Here is a 21,458-nt window from a genome sequence, read left to right as displayed (position 1 = left end):
CTGTCTCCCTTCCCGCACGGGCCGACTGCGCCGCAAGCGCTGACCCAGGTATCCCCAGACCCGGGTATCAACGCTGCTCGGCCCCGCGGGAAGAGCTTCTGGAACCGTCGCCTCAGAGGCGGCGGAGGACTGCGACCACCTTGCCCAGGATCGCCGCGTCGTCGCCCAGGATCGGCTCGTAGGCGGCGTTGTGGGGCAGCAGCCAGACGTGCTCGTCGGTGCGCTTGAAGGTCTTCACCGTCGCCTCGCCGTCGATCATCGCGGCCACGACGTCGCCGTTCTCGGCGTCCGGCTGCTGGCGCACGGCGACCCAGTCACCGTCGGTGATGGCGAGGTCCACCATGGAATCGCCGACGACCTTGAGCAGGAACAGCGTCCCGTCGCCGACGATCTCCTTCGGCAGCGGGAAGACGTCCTCGATCGACTCCTCGGCCAGGATCGGGCCGCCGGCCGCGATGCGCCCCACCACCGGCACGTAGGCGGGCTTGCTCTGCCCGGAGCCCTCGAGCTCCGGCTCGCCGCCGACCAGCACGCCGACCGTGCGCGGGCGGTGCGGGTCCCGGCGCAGGTAGCCCTTCCGCTCGAGCACGCGGAGCTGGTAAGCGACCGACGAGGTCGAGGTGAGGCCGACGGCATCACCGATCTCGCGCACGCTTGGCGGATAGCCGTGCTCGCGCATCCACTTGCGGATGGCGTCCAGCACGCGCAGCTGGCGTTCGCTGAGCTCTTCGACTCCGCTGGGCTGCTCGGGCAGGGTGTGCACCTCGGCCTGGGGGTCCTTGATGTCTTGTACCTGGCCCTTGATCGAGCCGGTCGCATTGCTCGCCACCGCTGCCTCCTGTCCATGTGGGTGAACTGCGGTGTTGATCGCGGGGGCGTTCGGAACGCCCGGTTTCCACAGTAGACGCGCGAAACGCAGAGATCAAACACCTGTTCGAGTTAATTTTGACCCCAGGTATCGCGCTGCGGGGCACTCTTGGTACACAATCGCACGCAGGTTCGATCGAACATTCATTCGATCTTGGTTCGCAGTGCGGGAGGCGGCATGACCACGTTCATCGATGCGGCGGGGCGGACGCGCCAGGTCGAGCGGCGGTCGGCCGCCCGGCGGAGGACGGCTGAGCCGGCCGCGGTGATCCGGCCTCGTGAGGGGGAAGTGCAGGCAGCCGGCCGGGTCGTGCCGCGCGCGGTGCGGCCGGCCTCGGTCGCGTACGACCGGGCGGGCCGGAGCGGCGAATGGATTTGGCTGACCTCGGTGGCGATCTTCACTTTCCTCATTGTCATGCTGGTGGGGCTCTTCGGGTTCCGCGACGCGCCGATGGCGGGCGGTACCACCCTGGTCGAGGTACACAGCGGCGACACTCTGTGGGGGATAGCCGACCGGGTGGCCCCGGGCGGCGATCCGCAGGCCGTGGTCGCCCGGATCGTGGAGCTGAACGAGTTGGACACGACCGCCGTCGAAGCCGGTCGACTGCTGGTGGTTCCGGTGTCCGGTTGATCTGCTCGGCGGAGTGGCCGGGGTCTCGCGGCCGGCTGCTCCGCGCGGCGACCTGCCGGTTTTCGATCGCGGCGCGCGGGGGAGGCGGACGCGGCACGCCGAAGGTCGTTCCCGGTTTGCATCGCGCTGTCGGCGAGGTTTAGAGTCGACCACAACATCTAGTAGTTACGTCCGTGTATTTAGTCCACAGGTTGGGCTTATAAGGTGTTCGCGCACCCACGGAGCGTGAATGGTCGTCGACTGCCGCGAGGCAGGTGGCGGCGAACTGGGGAAGGGGGGTGAGTGCCGGTGCGGTGCCCATTCTGCCGCGGGGAGGACTCCAGGGTCGTCGACTCGCGCGAGGTCGAGGAAGGCCAGGCGATCCGGCGCAGGCGATCGTGCTCGACGTGCGGTCGGCGCTTCACGACCATCGAAGAACTGGTGCTGTCGGTGGTCAAGCGCTCCGGTGTCACCGAGCCCTTCAGCCGGGAGAAGGTCGTGCGCGGCGTGCGCCGCGCGTGCCAGGGACGTCCGGTCGAGGAAGACGCGCTGCAGCAGCTCGCGCACCAGGTGGAGGAGACCGTCCGGTCGCTCGGCGTGTCCGAGCTGCCCAGCCACGAGGTCGGTTTGGCGATCCTCGGGCCGCTGCGCGAGCTGGACGAGGTCGCCTACCTGCGCTTCGCGAGCGTGTACCAGGCGTACTCCTCGGTGGAGGACTTCGAGAAGGAGATCGCCGAGCTGCGAGCGGCCCGCGAGGCCGCGCGGACCGGTGCGGAGAACAGCAGTGAGTAAGGCGCGCCGGCGCGCGGTTCGCCGCCAGGCCGGAAACGCAAGACGTCAGCAGGAGTCCCGACCGGGGACGCCGCTGAGTGAACAGCCACGACCGAACCGGACGGGTAGCCCGGACGGGGCCGACCAAGCACGACGAGCGAGTGACAAGGAAGAGGGTCAGGTCATGACAGAGACCGTCGGTAGCCCGGCCGGCGCAGCGGGGGAGTCGGCAGCAGGTGCCCGCGAGGGCATCCGGGTGCAACGCGTCTACACCACGGAGGGGGTGCATCCCTACGACGAGGTCAAGTGGGAGCACCGCGACGTGGTGATGACCAACTGGCGGGACGGGTCGGTCAACTTCGAACAGCGCGGTGTCGAGTTTCCCGACTTCTGGTCGCTCAACGCGGTCAACATCGTCACCAGCAAGTACTTCCGCGGTGCGGTGGGTTCCGAGGAGCGGGAGAGCAGCCTCCGGCAGCTCATCGACCGGGTCGTCAAGACCTACGTCGCCGCCGGTGTCGAGCACGACTACTTCGCCACCGACGCCGACGCGGAGATCTTCGAGCACGAGCTGACCTGGATGCTGCTGCACCAGGTGTTCAGCTTCAACTCCCCGGTGTGGTTCAACGTCGGCACCAGCTCGCGCCAGCAGGTGTCCGCCTGCTTCATCCTCTCCGTCGACGACACGATGGAGTCGATCCTCGACTGGTACAAGGAAGAGGGCCTGATCTTCAAGGGCGGCTCCGGTGCCGGCCTGAACCTGTCCCGCATCCGTTCCTCCCGCGAGCTGCTGTCCTCGGGCGGCACCGCTTCCGGTCCGGTTTCGTTCATGCGCGGTGCGGACGCCTCGGCGGGCACCATCAAGTCCGGTGGCGCGACCCGCCGCGCGGCGAAGATGGTCGTGCTGGACGTCGACCACCCGGACATCGAGGAGTTCATCGAGACCAAGGCGCGCGAGGAGCACAAGATCCGCGCGCTGCGCGACGCCGGGTTCGACATGGACCTCGGCGGCGCCGACTCCAACTCGGTGCAGTACCAGAACGCGAACAACTCGGTGCGCGTCTCCGACGAGTTCATGCGCGCGGTGGAGAGCGACGGCCAGTTCGGGCTGCGCTCCCGCACCTCCGGTGAGGTGCTGGACTCGGTGCAGGCCCGCGACCTGTTCCACAAGATGGCCAAGGCCGCTTGGGGTTGCGCCGACCCGGGCATCCAGTACGACGACACGATCAACGACTGGCACACCTCGCCGGAGACCGGTCGGATCACCGCGTCCAACCCGTGCTCGGAGTACATGCACCTGGACAACTCCAGCTGCAACCTGGCGTCGCTGAACCTGCTCAAGTTCCTGCGCGACGACCTGACCTTCGACGCGGACCTGTTCGAGAAGGCCGTCGAGTTCGTCATCACCGCGATGGACATCTCGATCTGCTTCGCGGACTTCCCGACCGAGTCGATCGGCATCACCACCCGCAAGTTCCGCCAGCTGGGCATCGGCTACGCCAACCTGGGCGCGCTGCTGATGGCCACCGGTCACGCCTACGACTCGGACGGCGGCCGCGCCCTGGCGGCGGCGATCACCTCGCTGATGACCGGTACCGCCTACAAGCGGTCGGCCGAGCTGGCCGGTGTGGTCGGCCCGTACGAGGGCTACGCCCGCAACGCCGAGGCGCACCAGCGCGTCATGCGCAAGCACGCCGCGGCCAACGACCTGGTCCGCACCTACCACCAGAACGACGCCGCCGTGCACAAGCTGGCGACGAAGGTGTGGCAGGAGGGCCTGGAGATCGGTGCCCGCAACGGCTGGCGCAACGCGCAGGCCTCCGTGCTGGCCCCGACCGGGACCATCGGCCTGATGATGGACTGCGACACCACCGGCATCGAGCCGGACCTGGCGCTGGTCAAGTTCAAGAAGCTGGTCGGCGGCGGCTCGATGCAGATCGTCAACCAGACGGTGCCGCGCGCGCTGCAGGCGCTGGGCTACCAGGACGAGCAGATCGAGGCGATCGTCGAGTTCATCGCCGAGAACGGCCACGTCGTCGACGCGCCGGGCCTGCGCCCGGAGCACTACGAGGTTTTCGACTGCGCGATGGGTGAGCGCTCGATCGCGCCGATGGGCCACGTGCGGATGATGGCCGCGGTGCAGCCGTTCATCTCGGGTGCGATCTCCAAGACGGTCAACATGCCGGAGTCGGCGACCGTCGAAGAGGTCGAGCAGCTCTACTTCGAGGGCTGGAAGCTGGGCCTGAAGGCGCTGGCGATCTACCGCGACAACTGCAAGGTGGGTCAGCCGCTGTCGGCGGGCAAGGGCGACAAGGCCGAGAAGGAGAAGGAGGTCGAGAAGCAGATCGAGTACCGCCCGGTCCGCAAGCGGCTTCCGAAGAAGCGCCCGAGCCAGACGGTCTCGTTCACCGTGGGCGGTGCCGAGGGCTACCTGCACGCCGGTTCGTACCCGGACGACGGGCTGGGCGAGATCTTCGTCAAGCTCGGCAAGCAGGGTTCGACCCTGGCGGGTGTCATGGACGCCTTCTCGATGTCGATCTCGGTGGGTCTGCAGTACGGCATCCCGCTGGAGTTCTACGTCTCGAAGTTCCAGAACCTGCGCTTCGAGCCGGCCGGCATGACCGACGACCCGGACGTCCGGATGGCCAGCAGCGTGCTGGACTACCTGTTCCGCCGCCTGGCGCTGGACTACCTGCCCTACGAGAAGCGCGCCCAGCTGGGCATCTTCACCGCCGATGAGCGGGAGGCGCAGGTCAACGGCGAGGTGGTCCCGGCCGAGCAGCCGAACGAGGTCCACCTGGACACCTTGCGCTCCACTGTGGACTACTCGAAGCAGGAGAAGTCCGAGGACACGAGCCGGGCGGGCAGCTCGACCGAGCTCCTGGAGCTGCGACTGGGCAAGGCCGCGGACGCGCCGCTGTGCATGACCTGCGGCACCAAGATGCGCCCGTCGGGCTCCTGCTACCTCTGCGAGGGCTGCGGCTCCACCTCCGGCTGCAGCTGAGGTCGGGATCTACCGCATCTAACAGAAAACCGAGCACCTGAAGCGAAGTCGCGAAGGTGCTGCTGAAAGGGGAGTCGGCCACTCAGGTCGGCTCCCCTTTCCAGTACCCCGCGACCTCACTCTCCGGTGCTGGTGGGTGACACCCGGATCAAAATTCCATTGAAATCGAAGATCCGATTTCCATGGAATTTGCGGAGGTTGTCCGCAGGTGTTGGCGGCTCTAGTCGTGGACGAGGTTGTCGACGTCGTATCGGACTCCGGTCAGGTCTTCCGAGATCTCCCACAGCCGGCGCGCGGTTTCGACGTCGTGCAGGGCCCGGTGCTGGTTGCGCGGTGCGGGACCGCCGCGCAGTTCGAGGAATCCGGACGGGGCGAGGTAGCTTCCGCTGGGCACGTTCGGGTCGGTCGCGGCGCGCAGGGACGTCCTGGCACCTCCGGGGGTGGGCTGGAAAGCGGCTCGGATGATCAGCGGCATGACGGTCCGGTAGAGCGCACCGCGTTCGGTGTTGGCGCCTCCGGTGAGCACGTTGCTGCGTGTGAGCCCGGGAGCGACGGCGAGGCTGTGCAGGTGCGGGAAGGCTTTCGCCGCACGGCGGTGCAGTTCTCGGGCGAAGTAGAGGTTCGCCCGCTTCGACTGCACGTAGGCGAATGCGGCTCGGTATCCGCGTTCGGCGTTGAGGTTGGTCAGGTCGAATCGCGCGAGGCGCTGGCCTTCGCTGCTGACGGTCACGACCCGGGGTGCAGGTGCGGCGAGCAACCGGGGGAGCAGTCGTCCGGTGAGGGCGAACGTGCCGAGGTGGTTGACGCCGAACTGCGACTCGAAACCGTCTGCGGTGCGGGCGAGGGGAACCATGGCGATCCCGGCGTTGTTGATGAGCAGGTCGATTCGGTGGTGCGGGAAGGTCTCGGCGAACTCGCGTACCGACTGAAGGCTGGCGAGGTCGACCTGCTGCAGCTCGACTCGGGCGTCCGGAAGCTCAGCTCGCAAGCGTTCGAGCGCGGCTCGCCCGCGTTCCGCGTTGCGGCAGGCCAGCACGACGTGGGCGCCGCGGCGGGCTAGTTCTCGCGCGGTCACCTGGCCGATGCCGCTGTTCGCCCCGGTGACCACGGCCAGGCGTCCGGACTGATCGGGGATGGAGCGGAAGGTTCAAGAGCTGCGCTCGTCGGGTCCGGACCTGCGTTTCGTCACGTCTCGATCTCCTAGCATCCAACAACGCAACTTTGAGTTGCGATAATCTGATGCTGGCACGAAGCGGGAAGCTAACGCAACACGGAGTTGCAATGACATCTGATGCCGAGCCGCGCAAAGCGGTGGGGCGCGGCGAGAAGGTCCGCGCTGCAGTCCACGCGGCCACGCTCGCAGAACTGGTGGACAAGGGCTATGCCGCCCTCACGGTGGACAACGTCGCGCAGCGCGCGGGGGTGCACAAGACGACCGTCTACCGCCGGTGGGCGGACCGGGAGAGCCTCGTCGTGGACGCACTCGCCGATCACGTCGCCGCGGACATCCCGGTGCCTGATACCGGCGCTGTCGACACCGATCTCCGCGAACTCGCGCGCTCCCTCGTGCACACGATGACGAGCCCGACCGGGCAGGCAGTCCTCGCGGCGATGCTCTCGGATGCGGCGCGCCTGCCGGAGATCGCCGACGCCAGGAAGCGCATCTTCGGCGACCGGCTCAGGCGCGCCGAGCCGGTGATCGCGCGGGCTGTCGAGCGCGGAGAGCTTCCCACCGACACAGACCCCGGCGAACTGCTCAAGACGCTCGCCGCACCGATCTACTTCAGGCTGCTGATCAGCGCCGAACCGGTCGACGACTCCACCGCCGAGCACGCAGCCGCCCTAGCGCTCGCTGCCGCACGCGGCGGCGTGGTGCGCAAGGGGTGAACCGAACTCCGGGAGATCAGGAACTCTTGGCGGAGCGATGCTCGCCACCTGTTGAACAGCCGGCGATGCCGGAGCCGCTATCGTGGTGCGGGGTCGTGACTGGCGTTCAGGTGGAGTACCACCGGGGAGCGGCCCGGCCGGTTCTGCCGGTCCGAAGCCGCGCGCCTGGGTGATGAGGAAGAACGACACCCGAGGAGCAACGCATGGCTGACGCTCGTCTGATCGACGGCACCGCAGTGGCCCGCGACATCATGAACCGCACCGGTGAGAAGGCCGCGGACTTCGAGAAGCGGACCGGGGCCAAACCCTGCCTGGCGACCGTGCTGGTCGGCGAGGACCCTGCTTCGGTCACCTACGTGCGGATGAAGCGGAACCGGTGCGCGAAGTTCGGCATCGAGTCCCGCCACGTGCCGCTGCCGGACACGATCACGACCGAGGAACTGGTCGGCGCGATCACCGAGCTGTCGAACGACCCGTCGGTGCACGGCATCCTGCTGCAGCACCCGGTCCCGGCCCACATCGACGAGCGCGCAGCGTTCGACGCCATCTCGGCGGAGAAGGACGTCGACGGCGTCACCTCGCAGTCCTTCGCGGCGATGGCGTTCGGATTCGACGGTTTCGCCTCGTGCACGCCGGCGGGGATCATGCGCCTGCTCGACGCCTACGACGTGGATCCGCGCGGAAAGCACGCCGTGGTGATCGGCCGCAGCGCCATCCTGGGCAAGCCGATGAGCATGCTGCTCCTGGCGCGCGACGCCACGGTGACGGTGTGCCACTCGAAGACGACCGACCTGCCCTCGCACGTGCGGAACGCGGACATCGTGGTCGCTGCGGTCGGCAAGCCGGAGTTCGTCCGCGGCGAGTGGATCAAGCCCGGTGCGGTCGTGATCGATGCGGGCTACAACGAGGGCAACGTCGGCGATGTCGAGTTCGACGCAGCGGCGACCCGGGCCGGCCTGATCACCCCGGTGCCGGGCGGAGTCGGTCCCACGACGATCGCGGTCCTGCTCGAGCAGACCGTGACCGCGGCCTTCCGCCAGCAGCAGATCCCCGCCGAGGCGTAGTGCGGAACTGATTCCACATCGGACAGCGCTGATCGGGATTTTCGTTCGCGAGCGGTGCGAAACTGGTTCCATGGCCATCGACCACGCGTTGGCGGGTTACCGCGTCGCTTCGCGCGCCGCTCGGCAGGACTGGCAGGACGTCGGACTCCCGAGCGCTGATCTGGTGTCGATGAGCAGCTGCGTCGTGGACGTGCTGGAATCCGACCCGGACGGTTGGGACGGCTGGTTCGACGACCTGCGATCGGCCGAACGAGCACGCGCTCAGGAGAGCCGCGAGCTGCACGTGCTCGAGGTGGGATTCGCGGTACCTGATCTCCCGGAGCTGTCGGCCGACATCGCGGACGGCGGCTGGGACGCAGCAGCGGGCAGCTTGCCGGAACGCCTGGCGCGGGGAGAGCCCTGCTCAGGAGGACGACTGCTCGGCTTCGAGCTGGTCGGCTACGACTGCGGGCTCTGGCACACCTGGACCTGCCTCGGAGGTCTGGTCCGCGACGTCGGACGGGCGACCGGTGTACGTCCCGGGCAGTGGGGGCTGATCCAGGACGAGCAGCAGGCGCGTCAGGCGGCTGACTGGCTCACGGAGTCCGGGCTCGGCGACCCGAAGGTCTTCCGGTGGGTCGCGGCGAGACTGGTCGCAGCCGGCGGTTGACCTGGGTGGGGGCCGCACTCGCGACCCCCACCCGCGGCGTCAGTTCTTGTGGTCGGCGAGGAGCTTTTCGGTGCCGACGAGGCGGACGCAGGTCGCCAGGCCCGCGATGGCCTCTTCGAGTTCCGCCTGGTCGGGGAAGGTCGGCGCGATTCGGATCACGCTGTCGGTCGGGTCGTCGCCGTAGGGGTGGGTCGCACCGGCCGGGGTGAGGGCGATGCCCGCCTCCTTGGCCTTCGCGACCACCGCGCGGGCGCAGCCCTCGGGAACCTGCAGGCTGATGAAGTAACCGCCGGCCGGCTTGGTCCACGAGGCCAGGCCGGTGTCGCCCAGCTCGGCGGTCAGGATCTTGTCGACCGCGTCGAACTTGGGGCGGATCAGCGCCGCGTGCTGCCGCATGTGCTCGCGCAGGCCCTCGGCGTCGCGGAGGAAGCGGACGTGGCGCAGCTGGTTGATCTTGTCCGGGCCGATGCTGCGCTTGGCGGTGCAGGCCAGCCACCACTCGATGTTGGCGGGGGAGGAGCCGAAGAAGGCGACGCCGCCACCGGCGAAGGTGATCTTCGAGGTGGAGCCGAAGATGAAGGCCCGGTCCGGGTTGCCGTTCTCGGCGCACAGCGCGAGCACGTCGGCGATCTCGACGGCCTCGTCGGTGAGGTGGTGCACCGCGTAGGCGTTGTCCCAGAAGATCCGGAAGTCCGGGGCGGCGGTGGGCATAGCGGCCAACCGGCGCACGGTCTCGTCGGAGTAGACGGTGCCGTCCGGGTTGCTGTACTTGGGCACGCACCAGATGCCCTTGATCTTCGGGTCCTCGGCGACGAGGCGCTCGACGACGTCCATGTCCGGGCCGTCGGCGGTCATCGGGACCTGGATCATCTTGATGCCGAACCGCTCGCACAGCGCGAAGTGCCGGTCGTAGCCGGGGACCGGGCACAGGAACGCGATCTCGGGCTCCTCGACCCAGCGGCGCTGGCCGCCCGGGAGGGTGCCGAGCTGCGCGAAGACCAGCGCGTCGTGCATCAGCTCGAGGCTGGAGTTGCCGGCCGCCAGCAGCTGCTCGACCGGCACCTGCAGGTCGTCGCTGAAGATCGACCGCAGTTCGGGCAGGCCCTGCAGCCCGCCGTAGTTGCGCAGGTCGGTGCCGTTGGCGGAGGTCAGCGGGTCCTGGACGGTCGCCAGGTCGTTGGAGAGGTCGAGCTGGCGCGGCGACGGCTTGCCCCGGGTGAGGTCCAGCTTCAGGCCGCGCGCGACCAGGGCCGCGTGGTCCTGGCTGGCGCGGTCGCGCTGGGCGGTCAGCTCTTCGACGGTCGATGCTGGAGCGTTCACCGGAGTCCCTTCGCCGTGAATCGTGGATCAGGCCACCTGTACACCCTAATGACCTGCTCGCAGCCACTTCGACGGCACCGGGGCGCGGTGCGTGCCGACCGCCCGGCGCGGCGGCGGAATCCTCGCGCTGCCAACCGATCCGGTGGATCGTGTTCCTGGCCACAGCCGTCACGGCAGCGCTGAGGGCAGGCCTTCGCGGTAGGTCGGGTACTGCGGGGTCCAGTCCAGTTCGCGTTTGGCCTTGCCGTTGTCGAGCCGGATCCGGGTGCCGACCAGCAGGGCGTGCAGGTAGGGCGCGGTCCGCAGCAGCCATCCCGGGACGCGCAGCGGGGCCGGTGCTCCCGCGGTCTCGGCCACCGCGCTCAGGAAGTCGCCCATGTCGACGGGTTGGTCGTCGACGATGTTGTACGCCTGACCGGCTCGTCCGCGCTCGAGGGCGGCGACCGTGGCGGAGGCGGCGTCGGCGATGTGGATCGGGTGCAGCGTCGCTGCTGGGCGTGGCACGGGGAGCAGTCGTTTCCGCGCCAGTGCCAGCATCTTCCGCGTCGCGGGCTCCGGCCCGTAGAACAGGCCGTAGCGCAGGGCGATGCCTTCGACCCCCGGAGTTCTGAGCACCTGGTCCTCATTGGACCGCAGCGATCGCAGGTGGTGGTCGAAAGCGCCGTGTCCCGTCTCGGCGAACGGGTGCTCTTCGGTGAGGCGCTGCTGGCCGTGGTCGCGCCACCCGTAGCCGAGGAAGAACGACTGGGTGACGAACCTGCGGGCCCCGAGCTGCGCTGCGGCGCGCAGCAGGTTTCGGGTGCCCGCATCGCGCAGGGCATCTGTGGGGTGCAGGTCGCGATGGCGCGCGGGGGTGCGTGTGATGGCGGTGGCCTGGTGGATCATCGCGTCCGCGGTTTGCCCGTCGAGTGCGGTCAGGAGTGCCTCGGCGTTCATCACGTCGGCGAGCACGGGCACGACTCCGGCGGTTCGGAGTCGCTGCGCCCCGTCGGAACTCCGGGTGAGACCGACGACTTCGTGGCCTGCTGCGAGCAGCTGCGGGACCAGTGCGGAGCTGATCGTTCCGGTCGCTCCTGCCAGCACGATCTTCATCGGCCGACCTCCAGTCCGGAGTGGCGGATCGTGCGGATCCGGGTCAGGAGCGCAGCGGCCCCCACCGCGGCCGTGCCGAACAGGATCCACGAATCGGACGGGCGGCCGCCGCCGGCGTCGACTGCGTGGTTGATCCCGTGGAGCAGGTTGACGACCGCGAAGCCGGTGAGCACGACGGCCAGGGCATCGCGCCAGGTCAGGGCGGTGAGCATCATCAGCCCGATGCCGATCTGGAACACCCCTGCGTCGTGCAGGAAGTGCTCGTGGTTCGGCCAGTTCGCCCACTCGGCGAAGCCCGTCGGATCGAGCCGGCACCAAGCGCCGATCACGAGCATCATGGCTGCGCCGATGATGGTCGCGGTCGTGGTGAAGGCGTTCCGCGGGCGCTGTGCGCGCGTTGTCATCGAGGTCCTCCTTCTCGTCGCAGGGTGGACGAGATGGGCCGCCGGAACGTGACAGGAGCGGGCGGTCTCGAGGTTGCACCGTTCCGCCCAGATCGCTCGCGCGAACACGCGTCCAGCGCGGTGGTCGTACGCTGCGCATTGGTCGACCGTTGTCCAGTAGCTCGAGGCGAACCTCAGCGGGGTGAGTTGCGGTGGCGAGTGATCTGCGGCGTCCGGGTGTGCGAGAAGTTGCGGTACCCGACGATGTTCGGTCGTGCAGTTCGCTGCGCGAGGTTGGTTACGAGGATGCGTTCAGCGTTCACATCGGCGAGGACGATGGTGGCGCTGAGCGGTGGGCGCGGACGATGCTCGAGTCCGCGCCTGGGCCTGCTCGGGCCTTCCTGCGCGCAGGATGGTGGATGCTCGGCGCGGAGCTCGGCCCGGCGTCGTCATCTCCGGCGCACGTGTTCGGTTGGCGGATCGGTGAGGTGGGATCCGACTGGATTCGCCTCGAATTGCGTTCGAAGTTCGGTTTGCGGGCGAACTTGGTGCTTCGCGTGAGGTCGGAGTTCTTCGACTTCGCGACGTTCGTCGAGCACTGCGGGGCGGCGGGTCGGATCATCTGGCCGTGCGTCGTCCCGATCCACCTGGTGGCCCTGCGCTACTTGCTCTCCCGGGTCGCTCGTGTTCCGCTGGAGGACGCTCGCTGAGCAGTATTGGACAGATCAGTTCATAACCTGTTACGGTCTTCGCATGGCGCGACCGAGGTTGTTCGACGAGGACCGTGCGCTCGAAGCCGCGATGCGGACCTTCTGGGCGAACGGTTACGAAGCGACGTCGACCCAGGACCTGTGCGAGGCGACCGGCCTCGGTCGCAGCAGCATCTACAACACCTTCACCAGCAAGCACGACCTGTTCATGCGCTCGCTCGTCCGCTACATCGACGCCATGACGACGAAGCAGCTGGCGATCCTGGACGACCCCGAGAGCTCCGAGCTGGAGCGGATTCGGGCGCTGTTCGCGGAGATCGTCGAAGCCGAGCTGGAGAACCGCCGGGGCGGGCGCAGTTTCGGTTGTTTGACGGTCAATTCCGTCGTCGAGCTCGCCGGCCGGGACGAGGAGGCCGCGCGGGTGCTGGACCGGGACGGCGAGCGTCGCCTGGACGCGTTGCGGATGGTGATCGAATCCGGTCAGCGCGGCGGCAGCATCACGTCCGCGCGCGATGCGGATGCGCTCGCCAGGTTCGTCAACGCGGTGATCGGCGGGATGCGGGTGTCCGGCCAGGCGGGGGCTGACCGGGCCGTTCTGGAATCCATCGCTGAGACGGCGATGGATGCTCTGACCAGCTGAAACCGGCGCCGAGTCGGCGCGCGCCGAACTCTGCTCAAATTTTGTACTGATCTATCCAAAAAGGGAGAGCCATGCCACGCGCGGTCTACATCCTCGCTCTGGGCATATTCGCCATGGTGACCAGCGAGTTCGTGGTCGCCGGACTGATGCCGCAGATGGCCGTCGGACTCGACGCCACCATCCCGCAGATCGGCTACCTGATCACCGCCTTCGCCGCCGCGATGGCCCTGGGCGGGCCGTTCCTCTCCGTCGCGCTGATGAAGATCCGGCCGAAAGCGGCGCTGCTGGGCCTGTTCGGGATCTTCCTCGTCGGCAACCTGCTGGCGGCCACCGCCGCCGGCTACGGGGTGATGCTGGTCGCCCGCATCATCACCGGCGTGGCGTCGCAGGCGTTCTTCGGCATCGCGCTGTCGCTGTGCGCGCAGCTGACCCGGCCGGAGGTGCGCGGCCGCGCCATCGCGGTGGTGATGAACGGACTGATGCTGGGCACCCTGCTCGGCATGCCGCTGTCCACATTGGTCGGTGAGAGTCTGGGCTGGCGCGCGGCGTTCTGGGCCATTTCGGCGTTGGCAGTGGTTGCGGCGCTGGCCACCGTGGCCGGGATCCCGGGTATCTCCGGAGCTGCGGAAGAGGGGAACTTCCGGCAGGAGCTGGGTGCTTTCCGCCGCCCGAAGCTGTGGTTGGTGCTGCTCACCAGCACCCTCATCATCGGCGCGACGTTCTCGGCGTTCAGCTACTTCAACCCGATCCTCACCGAGCTGAGCGGCTTCAGCACCGGAACCGTCCCGCTGCTGCTCGTCGCCTACGGCGCCGCGACGGTCATCGGGAACACCGTCGTCGGACGGCTCGCCGACCGGTACACGACAACCGTGCTGCTCGTGGGTCTGGTGCTCAACGCGGGTTTCCTGACCGGATTCGCACTGCTGGCGCACGTCAGCGTTGCCGCGGTGGTGTTCATGCTGGGCATCGGGCTGGTCGGAGTGACGATGAACCCGGCGATGATCACGCGCGTCCAGCGCACCGCCAACGCGCGGCCGCTGGTCAACACCGTGCACTCCTCGTTCATCACCTTCGGCGTGATGATCGGATCCTGGGCCGGAGGAACGGCCATCGATCAGTTCGGCCTGCGGGCCCCGCTCTGGTTGGGCGTCGCCCTGGCGCTGATCGGAATCCTGACGCTGCTCCCGGACCTGCTGCGCCGCCGCGCAGCTGCGGACACCAGGGCTGGTCAGCCCGCCGACCAGCGGTCCGCGGCGACGGTCTAGAAGCACTCGCTGCGCCGTGCCGGGTTCCTGCTCGGCACGGCGCAGCCGGGCAGGTGCGTTAGTCTCCACGGCATGACGGCTCCTGTTCATGCTGCTGTGGTCGGTTAGTTCCGGATCTCGCCCCACCGGCCGAGGCGTGCGGGCCCGGCTGGGGATCTGAGCGTCCACCTCCCACTTCGTGCAGCTCAAGCGCGCAATTCGCTGCTGAGCTGCATCCGACCGCATCAGCAGGAGCGGTTCATCCATGCACCTCCCAGAAGGCGATGCTGCCTGCGCGCAGCAGGTCATGCCCGGAAACGCACTGCGCTGGTTCTCGGCGAACGGCGCAGAACCACCGGTCCGATTCGTCCACGCCGATGACCGGATGTCCGCGAACCGGGCATACCGGCTGGTATCCCGGGGGACCGGGTTGCTGTGGCAGGGCGATTTCCACCAGGCCCGCCAACTCCTCAGCGCGCTCTCCCGCCGTCTCCAGCGGCCGCAGAAGCGCACCTCGTCCGCTGCCGAAGCGTTCTTGCACCACCGGCAGGAGCAGTCGCGAAGAGCACGGGCGCTGTCGCTCGTCATGGTCCGCATCGAGAGCGACCACGCGCTGGAGCTGCGTCGCGCACCAGACGTCGGTCCTGCTTGCCGCGACGTGTACGGCGAGGTCGACGCGCCGTACGTCGTCCCGTTGCGGGAGTTGCTCGGCGTCATCAGTGCGGGGGAATGGCGGCGGAAGGGCGTCGCAGTGCCGGCGCTCGGGGCGCACATCCACCCGCACTACGGGGTGTTCGCCCCGACGAGGAACGAGTACGTCGACCTGGTCGCGGATGCTCCGCTGCCGCCGGTCCGGACCGCATTCGACATCGGTACCGGAACCGGCGTGCTGGCAGCGCTTCTCGTGCGCCGCGGCGTGGCACGGGTGGTGGCCACGGACAGCTCGGCACGCGCGATCCGGTGCGCCGAGGACAACGTGCGGCGGTTGGGACTCACCGGCCGGATCGAGCCGGTGGAGGCCGATCTCTTCCCGCCGGGACGCGCGCAGCTGGTCGTGTGCAACCCGCCGTGGCTCCCGGCCCAGCCGCATTCGTCGCTGGACCACGCGGTCTACGGCCCGGAGAGCCGGATGCTGCTGGACTTCCTCGACCGGCTGCCCGACCACCTGCAGCCAGGAGGGGAGGGGTGGCTGATCCTCTCGGACCTGGCTGAACGCCTCGGCCTGCGCACTCGGGCCGAGCTGCTCGACGCCGTTCACCGGGCCGGGCTCCGCGTCGTCGCCAGATCGGACACCGAGCCCCGCCATCCGAAGGCCGCGGCGCCCGGAGATCCGTTCCACGCCGCTCGCGCCGGCGAGGTCATCTCCCTGTGGCGGCTCGCGCCGATCGAGGGCTGACCGGGCATCCGCGGGTGCCGTCGGGTGGCGGCACCCGCGGATGTCACGTTCGGCGGCTTCGGCTCGTCCTCGTGGTGTCTTCGGGAAAGGATGGACGAGTGCGGAATCCGATTTTGGTGACGGGTGGGACGGGCACGCTGGGCAGAGCAGTGGTGGAGCGGTTGCTCGATGCAGGGCACGACCTGCGAGTTCTCAGCCGCAGGAGTCGCCCGGCCGCGGCAGGGTACGAGTGGGCGACCGGGGATCTGCGCACGGGAGAGGGCATCGACGCGGCCACTTCGGGAGTCGACGCCATCGTGCACTGCGCAACCACGTTGGGGCGCAAGGACGTGGCGGCGACGCAGCGGCTGATCGACTCGGCGCGGCGCAGCGGTAATCCGCACCTGGTCTACATCTCGATCGTCGGCGTCGACGAGGTGTCGCTGCCCTACTACCGGGCGAAGCTCGAAGCCGAGGAACGCGTGGTGAGCTCGGGACTGCCGTGGACGATCCTGCGAACCACCCAGTTCCACGACCTGGTGGCCCGGATGACCTCGGTGCAACGCCGGTCACCCGTGATCGCCGCACTCGCGGGGGTGGACTTCCAGCCGATCGACGTCCATGAGGTCGCGGCGCGCCTGGCCGAGCTCGCGGTGAGTGCTCCGGCGGGACGCGTCCCGGACATGGGCGGGCCGGAGATCCGCAGCCACCGCGACCTCGCCCGCGAGTACCTGGCCGCGACCGGACGCCGTCGCCTCGTGCTGCCGATCCGCGTGCCGGGCGCAGCTTTCGCCGGTTATCGCCGGGGTGGACACCTGGCCCCGGAGCACGCGGTCGGCCGCGTGACCTTCAGCGATTTCCTCGCCGGAGAAGCGCGGTGACGATGCGCAGCTGGCTCCGCGCGGGTCTGTTCGTCCTGACCTTCGTGCACGTCGCAACGGGCATCTGGACGTTGTTCTTCCCGCAGTCGTTCTACGACGACGTGCCGACCGTCAGCGACTACCCGCCGTTCAACGAGCACCTGTTCCGCGACTTCGGGGCGATGAACCTGGCCATGGCAGTGGTGCTCGGCGCAGCCGCGGTGCTCCTCGACCGGACCTTGGTCCTCGTCGCGCTGGTCTCGAACCTCGTCTGGGTCGTGCCGCACCTGGTCTTCCACACCGCGCACCCGGCGGGCCCGCTGCTGGTGGTGGGCCTGGCCGCGATCGTCGCGATTCCGGTGGTGCTGCTCGTGCTTACCCGCGGTGCTTCGCCAGCAGGTGAGCGGCGACAGCAGTCGCGCCGGTGACGGAGAAGACCGACGGCCAGGCCCCGATCTTCTTGGCCAGCGGGTGCGAGCCGGTCAGCGCTGCGGTGTAGGTGGCGCCCAGCGCGAGAGCCGGGACGACACCGGTCCGGCGGCGGCAGGTCTCCATCGCGGCGAGCCCGGCGCCGGCCGCGACAACTCCGCCCCAGTGCCGGTGCTTGGTGGCGCGGGCGACCGCGAAACCGCCGATCAAACCGGCCGAGGTGAGCAGGCTGGACGGGATGGACATGCGCACTCCTTGCAGCTGGCTGCGGACTAGCCCCCGCGACTCTACCGGGACGGGAGGGGGGAAATTTGGCGCAAACCCGCCTGGAACGTGCTTGACCGGGCATTTCGAGCTAAGAAATGTCCTGGTGTCATGTCCCTTCGTCGTTCCCGGGGAGCCTGCATGCGGCGCGTTCGGATGGGTTTGCTGGCTGCGTTGTGCGTCCTACCGCTGAGCGGGCCGCCCGCGGTGGCGCAACCGCCGCAGGGCCCGGTGTTCCAGGACGGCGAGGCGCAGCCGGTGTTCGACCCGGCGCAGGCGGTGCGCGAGGACCTGTTCGTGACCGCGCCCGTGGACAGCGATCGCGACGGGCAGGACGACCGGGTGCACGTCCAGGTGGTGCGCCCGAAGGAGACCGACCAGGGCTTGCGCGTTCCGGTCGTCTACCAGGCCAGCCCCTACTTCTCCGGTGGCAACGACGTCCCGAACCACAACGTCGACACCGAGCTCTACGTGCCCGAGGCGCCCGGCAACCGGTCGCTGCGCACTTCCGCGGCCGACGAGCGGATGGCGGTGGCCGCCGACATCAAGTGGGACTACGAGGAGTACTTGCTGTCCAGGGGTTTCGCCGTGGTGTACGCGGAATCCCTGGGCACCGGGGAGTCCACCGGATGCCCGACCACCGGAGCCGAGAACGAGACCATCGGCGCGAAATCGGTCGTCGACTGGCTCAACTCGCGAGCGCCCGGGCACAGCGCCGACGGCGCGCCCGCGGCTGCCGGCTGGGCGACCGGCAAGGTCGGGATGATGGGCGTGTCCTACAACGGCACGCTGCCCAACGCGGTGGCCAGCACTGGCGTCGACGGGCTGGAAGCGATCGTGCCGATCGGCGCGATCTCGAACTGGTACGACTACTACCGCAGCGACGGAGCGGTCGTCGCGCCCGGCGGTTACCAGGGCGAAGACGCCGATGTGCTCGCCGAGTACGTGCACACCCGGGCCGACCGCGAACCGTGCCGCGCGGTGCTCGACCAGCTGCGGGCGGACCAGGACCGGATCACCGGCGACTACAGCCCGTTCTGGGACGAGCGCAACTACCTCAACGACGTCGGGAACGTCCGGGCCGCAGTGCTTTCCGTGCACGGGCTCAACGACTGGAACGTCAAGACCAGGCAGGCGGCCCAGTGGTACGAGGCCCTGCGCGAGCGCGACGTTCCGCACAAGATCTGGTGGCACCAGTCCGGGCACACCGATCCGATCCGGCTCCGCAAGGAGGAGTGGCTGCGCGAGCTGAACCGCTGGTTCACCCGCTACCTGTACCAGGTGCCCAACGGGGTCGAGGGCGAGCCGCGCGCCACCGTTCAGCGCGAGGACGGCAGCTGGGTCCAGGAGCCGGAATGGCCGTCGCCGCAGGCCGAGGACGTGGTCCTGCGACTGGCTCCCGGCGGTCCTGAGCGGGGTGGGCTGACTGCGGAGAAGAAGTCCGACCGGGCCGTTGAGTCGCTGCGCGACGACGCCACCCGGACTGCCGAGGACCTCGCGGCCGCGCCGGGTTCGCCGAACCGGCTGGCCTACTTCGGCGAACCGCTCGCGGAGCAGGTCAGGGTCAGCGGAACGGTGCGGGCGGACCTCGCCCTGTCCTTCGACCGGCCTGCCGCGAACGTGACCGCGCTGCTGGTGGACCAGGCGCCGGACGGCTCGGTGTCGGTGGTGACCCGGGGGTGGGCCGACCCGCAGAACCGGCAGAAGATCGACATGACCTCCCCGATCAAGCCCGGGCAGACCTACCAGATCGAGGTGGCCATGCAGCCGGACGACTACGTGTTCGCGCCTGGGCACCGCATCGGTGTGGTGGTGCTGTCCAGCGATCACGACTTCACGTTGCGTCCGAAGCCGGGCGCGGGGCTGGCGCTGGACCTGTCCCGGACGTCGATCACGTTGCCTGTGGTCGGGTCCGTCAGGTAGCGGTCCGCGGGTTTCAACGGGCGGTCGGAGCTTCGGCTCCGGCCGCCCGTTTTTGATAGAACTTCGTGTTGTTGTGCCGGTTTCGGAGCGCATTCGCCGATCAAGCGATCCGCTTCACCCTGCCGAATGTCATTCCATAGTGGACTTTTTGAGGTCTTGCTCGACAATTGTCCACACCGGACCGATTGATCCACAGATTTCGAAAAACCCCTTTCCGCAACGGGTTTCGACGGTGATCGTGGTGGCATGACAACGCGACTGAACACCACCGTTTCCCTGTCCGAACCCGACGACGTGCTGGCCGCGGTGCCGCACATGCTCGGCTTCCACCCGACCAACTCGCTCGTGGTGCTGACGCTGCACGACCTGGGGTTCACCCCGAGGTTCGGCGTCACAGTGCGCACGGACCTGCCGTGCTCGATGCGGATGTGCGGCTTCGGCGAATACCTGCTGTCCGGACCGCTGGGACGGCAGCGGGCGGAAGCCGTCATCCTCGTCGTCATAGGGGAGGAACCCAGTGCGGACGCATGCGACGACAACTGCGCCGGCGCCTGCCGGCGACCACTGCTCAACGGGACCGGTGCGGACGAGATCGATACCGGCCCGCCGCTCGCGGACCTGGTCGACGTGATCCGGGATTCCTTCCACCGGGCCGGAATCGTGACCGCGCACGCCATGTGGGCGCCGCAGATCCAGGCCGGTGCGAGCTGGCGCTGCTACTCCGATCCGGAGTGCTTCGGCGAGATCCCCGACCCGAAGTCCTCGCCGGTCGCGGCGGCGATGGCCGCAGCGGGATCGGTGACCTTCGGCAGCCGAGACGAACTCCGCGCACTGGTGGCCCCCGAGTCGGCCCAGGCCGTCACGCGCTGGTCGGCGAAGCTCGACGCGCTGGCCGAGGAACGCATCGAGGACCACGATCCGGCCAGGGTGTCGCGAGACGTGCAGCTCGTGCACGCGGCGATTCAGCGGGCGGCCAGCGGTTCCGCGCTGACCGAGGACGACAAGCTGCGAGTGCTGCTAGCGGTGTCCGACACCCGAGTCCGCGACATCGCCCTGGGCACCGCGCTGGGCGACACGGCCAAGGCGGCCGAAGAGCTCTGGCTCGCCCTGGTCCGCAACGCCCCGGACCCGGAACTGCCCGAAGTCGCCGCGCTGCTGGCGTTCTCCGCCTACTTGCGCGGCGAGGGGGCGCTCGCCGGGGTCGCGCTGGAACGGATCGAGCGGGTCGAGCCGGACCACCAGCTGGGCGCCCTGCTGCGGCAGGCCATGGAAGCCGGCTTGCCGCCCACCGAACTGGCCGTCATCGCCAGAGACGCCGCTGAAGACGCCCGGATCATGCTCGAAGAGGACGGAGCTTGGTGATGCAGGACAACGTGAACACCCGACGGTCCGGGAACCGCTGGTCAGGCCTGCTGTCGCTGCTGGGTGAACTCCCAGGCGTCGCGCACGATGACGTCGAGGTCGGCCCGCTGCGGCTGCCAACCCAGCTCGTCCCGCGCGCGCTGGCTCGACGCCACCAGCGTCGCCGGGTCACCGGCGCGTCGGGGCGCCACCTCGGCGGGGATCGGGTGACCGGTCACCCGGCGGCAGGTGTCGATGACCTGCTTGACCGAGAAGCCGGTGCCGTTGCCCAGGTTGTAGATCCGGTGCTCGCCGGCGACGGCGTTCTCCAGCGCCAGCAGGTGGGCGTCGGCCAGGTCCGTGACGTGGATGTAGTCGCGGACGCAGGTGCCGTCGGCGGTGGGCCAGTCCTCGCCGAACATCTGCACCTGCTCCCGCTGGCCGAGTGCGACCTGCAGCACGATCGGGATGAGGTGCGTCTCGACCGTGTGCCGCTCGCCGAACGCGCCGTGCGCGCCGGCCACGTTGAAGTACCGCAGGCTGACCGCGCCGATGCCGTGGGCGTTGGCGTAGGAGGTGATCGCGTGGTCGATGGCCAGCTTCGTCGCGCCGTAGGTGTTGGTCGGCCGCGTCGCCGTGTCCTCCGTGATCGGCGAGACCTCCGGTTCCCCGTAGGTCGCCGCGGTGGAGGAGAACACCAGCCGGGGCGTGCCGTGCTCGCGCATCGCGTCCAGCAGCCGCAGCGAGGTGACCACGTTGCCCTGCCAGTACTTCTGCGGGTCCTGCATGGATTCGCCGACCAGCGACTTGGCCGCGAAGTGCAGCACACCGTCGAACGGCTCCGCGAGCAGCTCGCCCGCCGCCGCGGCGATGTCGGCCTCGACGAACTTGCAGCCGTCCGGGACCGCGTCGGCGTGCCCGGTGGACAGGTCGTCGACCACGACGACCTCGTGACCGGACTCCACCAGGCGTGCGGCGCACACGCTTCCGACGTAGCCGGCGCCGCCTGTGACGAGGAGCTTCAA

The 21,458-nt window shown here is 68.9% G+C and carries 21 protein-coding genes and 1 riboswitch; of the genes, 14 read left to right on the top strand and 7 right to left on the bottom strand.

The window, feature by feature from the left end; all coding sequences use genetic code 11:
* Positions 1-112: 112 nt before the first annotated feature.
* Positions 113-829 carry a transcriptional repressor LexA gene (gene lexA, locus OU415_RS08365; RefSeq protein ID WP_408641822.1) on the bottom strand — a complete coding sequence of 239 codons (717 nt, stop codon included), beginning with the start codon at positions 827-829 and terminating at the stop codon, positions 113-115.
* Positions 830-1,045: 216 nt separating this feature from the next.
* Between lexA and OU415_RS08360 the strand changes: the two genes are divergently transcribed.
* The 3 genes from OU415_RS08360 (at position 1,046) to OU415_RS08350 (ending at position 5,252) form a co-directional block, all read left to right on the top strand.
* A complete protein-coding gene (locus tag OU415_RS08360; protein WP_270948018.1) occupies positions 1,046-1,498 on the top strand; it encodes a LysM peptidoglycan-binding domain-containing protein in 453 nt (150 codons plus the stop codon).
* A gap of 288 nt (positions 1,499-1,786) precedes the next feature.
* Entirely contained in the window at positions 1,787-2,269 is a 483-nt protein-coding gene (gene nrdR, locus OU415_RS08355) for a transcriptional regulator NrdR (protein WP_270948017.1), read from the top strand.
* A 163-nt stretch (positions 2,270-2,432) separates the two neighbouring features.
* The gene (locus OU415_RS08350; protein ID WP_270948016.1) at positions 2,433-5,252 is read left to right on the top strand and encodes a vitamin B12-dependent ribonucleotide reductase; all 2,820 of its coding nucleotides are present in this window, start codon (positions 2,433-2,435) and stop codon (positions 5,250-5,252) included.
* A gap of 220 nt (positions 5,253-5,472) precedes the next feature.
* Here the strand turns inward: OU415_RS08350 and OU415_RS08345 are convergent, their stop codons facing one another.
* On the bottom strand, positions 5,473-6,387 hold the full coding sequence (locus OU415_RS08345) for an oxidoreductase (protein WP_270948038.1): 915 nt from the start codon (positions 6,385-6,387) through the stop codon (positions 5,473-5,475).
* 146 nt (positions 6,388-6,533) lie between these two features.
* Here OU415_RS08345 and OU415_RS08340 point away from each other — a divergent pair, with 146 nt between their 5' ends.
* The 3 genes from OU415_RS08340 (at position 6,534) to OU415_RS08330 (ending at position 8,852) form a co-directional block, all read left to right on the top strand.
* Entirely contained in the window at positions 6,534-7,139 is a 606-nt protein-coding gene (locus tag OU415_RS08340; protein WP_270948015.1) for a TetR/AcrR family transcriptional regulator, read from the top strand.
* A gap of 85 nt (positions 7,140-7,224) precedes the next feature.
* Positions 7,225-7,317, top strand: a riboswitch (ZMP/ZTP riboswitch).
* A gap of 25 nt (positions 7,318-7,342) precedes the next feature.
* Positions 7,343-8,203 (top strand): bifunctional 5,10-methylenetetrahydrofolate dehydrogenase/5,10-methenyltetrahydrofolate cyclohydrolase, encoded by an 861-nt coding sequence (locus OU415_RS08335; RefSeq protein ID WP_270948014.1) that lies wholly within the window; start codon positions 7,343-7,345, stop codon positions 8,201-8,203.
* A 70-nt stretch (positions 8,204-8,273) separates the two neighbouring features.
* Positions 8,274-8,852: a hypothetical protein gene (locus OU415_RS08330; RefSeq protein ID WP_270948013.1), complete on the top strand. Its 579-nt coding sequence runs from the start codon at positions 8,274-8,276 to the stop codon at positions 8,850-8,852.
* Positions 8,853-8,891: 39 nt separating this feature from the next.
* On the opposite strand, the gene OU415_RS08325 is transcribed toward OU415_RS08330, so the two are convergent.
* The 3 genes from OU415_RS08325 to OU415_RS08315 form a co-directional block, all read right to left on the bottom strand.
* Positions 8,892-10,172: an aminotransferase class I/II-fold pyridoxal phosphate-dependent enzyme gene (locus OU415_RS08325; protein WP_270948012.1), complete on the bottom strand. Its 1,281-nt coding sequence runs from the start codon at positions 10,170-10,172 to the stop codon at positions 8,892-8,894.
* 168 nt (positions 10,173-10,340) lie between these two features.
* A complete protein-coding gene (locus OU415_RS08320; RefSeq protein WP_270948011.1) occupies positions 10,341-11,264 on the bottom strand; it encodes an NAD-dependent epimerase/dehydratase family protein in 924 nt (307 codons plus the stop codon).
* The gene (locus OU415_RS08315) at positions 11,261-11,668 is read right to left on the bottom strand and encodes a hypothetical protein (protein WP_270948010.1); all 408 of its coding nucleotides are present in this window, start codon (positions 11,666-11,668) and stop codon (positions 11,261-11,263) included. Before OU415_RS08315 ends, OU415_RS08320 begins: the two co-directional genes overlap by 4 nt.
* Before the next feature lie 536 nt (positions 11,669-12,204).
* Here OU415_RS08315 and OU415_RS08310 point away from each other — a divergent pair.
* From OU415_RS08310 to OU415_RS08285, 6 genes are all read left to right on the top strand, one after another.
* Positions 12,205-12,357 carry a hypothetical protein gene (locus OU415_RS08310; RefSeq protein ID WP_270948009.1) on the top strand — a complete coding sequence of 51 codons (153 nt, stop codon included), beginning with the start codon at positions 12,205-12,207 and terminating at the stop codon, positions 12,355-12,357.
* A gap of 43 nt (positions 12,358-12,400) precedes the next feature.
* Positions 12,401-12,997 (top strand): TetR/AcrR family transcriptional regulator, encoded by a 597-nt coding sequence (locus tag OU415_RS08305; protein ID WP_270948008.1) that lies wholly within the window; start codon positions 12,401-12,403, stop codon positions 12,995-12,997.
* Positions 12,998-13,068: 71 nt separating this feature from the next.
* On the top strand, positions 13,069-14,262 hold the full coding sequence (locus OU415_RS08300) for an MFS transporter (RefSeq protein ID WP_270948007.1): 1,194 nt from the start codon (positions 13,069-13,071) through the stop codon (positions 14,260-14,262).
* Positions 14,263-14,506: 244 nt separating this feature from the next.
* On the top strand, positions 14,507-15,637 hold the full coding sequence (locus tag OU415_RS08295) for a class I SAM-dependent methyltransferase (RefSeq protein WP_270948006.1): 1,131 nt from the start codon (positions 14,507-14,509) through the stop codon (positions 15,635-15,637).
* 98 nt (positions 15,638-15,735) lie between these two features.
* On the top strand, positions 15,736-16,497 hold the full coding sequence (locus OU415_RS08290; RefSeq protein WP_270948005.1) for an SDR family oxidoreductase: 762 nt from the start codon (positions 15,736-15,738) through the stop codon (positions 16,495-16,497).
* Positions 16,494-16,904 (top strand): hypothetical protein, encoded by a 411-nt coding sequence (locus OU415_RS08285; protein WP_270948004.1) that lies wholly within the window; start codon positions 16,494-16,496, stop codon positions 16,902-16,904. Before OU415_RS08290 ends, OU415_RS08285 begins: the two co-directional genes overlap by 4 nt.
* Here OU415_RS08285 and OU415_RS08280 read toward each other — a convergent pair.
* Positions 16,852-17,151, bottom strand: coding sequence for a hypothetical protein (locus OU415_RS08280; RefSeq protein ID WP_270948003.1), 300 nt, complete (start codon positions 17,149-17,151; stop codon positions 16,852-16,854). The two genes, OU415_RS08285 and OU415_RS08280, sit on opposite strands and share 53 nt — an antisense overlap.
* 159 nt (positions 17,152-17,310) lie before the next feature.
* On the opposite strand from OU415_RS08280, the gene OU415_RS08275 reads away from it, so the two are divergent.
* Positions 17,311-19,092, top strand: a complete 1,782-nt coding sequence (locus OU415_RS08275; protein ID WP_270948002.1) for a Xaa-Pro dipeptidyl-peptidase — start codon at positions 17,311-17,313, stop codon at positions 19,090-19,092.
* 246 nt (positions 19,093-19,338) lie between these two features.
* A complete protein-coding gene (locus OU415_RS08270; RefSeq protein WP_270948001.1) occupies positions 19,339-20,454 on the top strand; it encodes a DUF4192 domain-containing protein in 1,116 nt (371 codons plus the stop codon).
* 41 nt (positions 20,455-20,495) lie between these two features.
* Here OU415_RS08270 and galE read toward each other — a convergent pair whose 3' ends face one another.
* Positions 20,496-21,458, bottom strand: a complete 963-nt coding sequence (gene galE / locus OU415_RS08265) for a UDP-glucose 4-epimerase GalE (RefSeq protein WP_270948000.1) — start codon at positions 21,456-21,458, stop codon at positions 20,496-20,498.

The sequence above is a fragment of the Saccharopolyspora oryzae genome, from assembly GCF_027853915.1.
Classification (GTDB): domain Bacteria; phylum Actinomycetota; class Actinomycetes; order Mycobacteriales; family Pseudonocardiaceae; genus Saccharopolyspora; species Saccharopolyspora oryzae.
Note: the sequence above shows the minus strand (reverse complement) of the source record. Positions and strands in the feature narration are given on the sequence as shown.

Excerpts from the sequence above, each read along its gene's own strand:
- OU415_RS08330 (WP_270948013.1), top strand. The coding sequence starts at position 8,274 with ATGGCCATCGACCACGCGTTGGCGGGTTACCGCGTCGCTTCGCGCGCC.
- OU415_RS08295 (WP_270948006.1), top strand. The coding sequence starts at position 14,507 with ATGCACCTCCCAGAAGGCGATGCTGCCTGCGCGCAGCAGGTCATGCCC.
- OU415_RS08275 (WP_270948002.1), top strand. The coding sequence starts at position 17,311 with ATGCGGCGCGTTCGGATGGGTTTGCTGGCTGCGTTGTGCGTCCTACCG.
- OU415_RS08335 (WP_270948014.1), top strand. The coding sequence starts at position 7,343 with ATGGCTGACGCTCGTCTGATCGACGGCACCGCAGTGGCCCGCGACATC.
- OU415_RS08315 (WP_270948010.1), bottom strand. The coding sequence starts at position 11,668 with ATGACAACGCGCGCACAGCGCCCGCGGAACGCCTTCACCACGACCGCG.
- OU415_RS08300 (WP_270948007.1), top strand. The coding sequence starts at position 13,069 with ATGCCACGCGCGGTCTACATCCTCGCTCTGGGCATATTCGCCATGGTG.
- OU415_RS08340 (WP_270948015.1), top strand. The coding sequence starts at position 6,534 with ATGACATCTGATGCCGAGCCGCGCAAAGCGGTGGGGCGCGGCGAGAAG.
- OU415_RS08320 (WP_270948011.1), bottom strand. The coding sequence starts at position 11,264 with ATGAAGATCGTGCTGGCAGGAGCGACCGGAACGATCAGCTCCGCACTG.
- OU415_RS08360 (WP_270948018.1), top strand. The coding sequence starts at position 1,046 with ATGACCACGTTCATCGATGCGGCGGGGCGGACGCGCCAGGTCGAGCGG.
- OU415_RS08305 (WP_270948008.1), top strand. The coding sequence starts at position 12,401 with ATGGCGCGACCGAGGTTGTTCGACGAGGACCGTGCGCTCGAAGCCGCG.
- OU415_RS08350 (WP_270948016.1), top strand. The coding sequence starts at position 2,433 with ATGACAGAGACCGTCGGTAGCCCGGCCGGCGCAGCGGGGGAGTCGGCA.
- OU415_RS08280 (WP_270948003.1), bottom strand. The coding sequence starts at position 17,151 with ATGTCCATCCCGTCCAGCCTGCTCACCTCGGCCGGTTTGATCGGCGGT.
- OU415_RS08270 (WP_270948001.1), top strand. The coding sequence starts at position 19,339 with ATGACAACGCGACTGAACACCACCGTTTCCCTGTCCGAACCCGACGAC.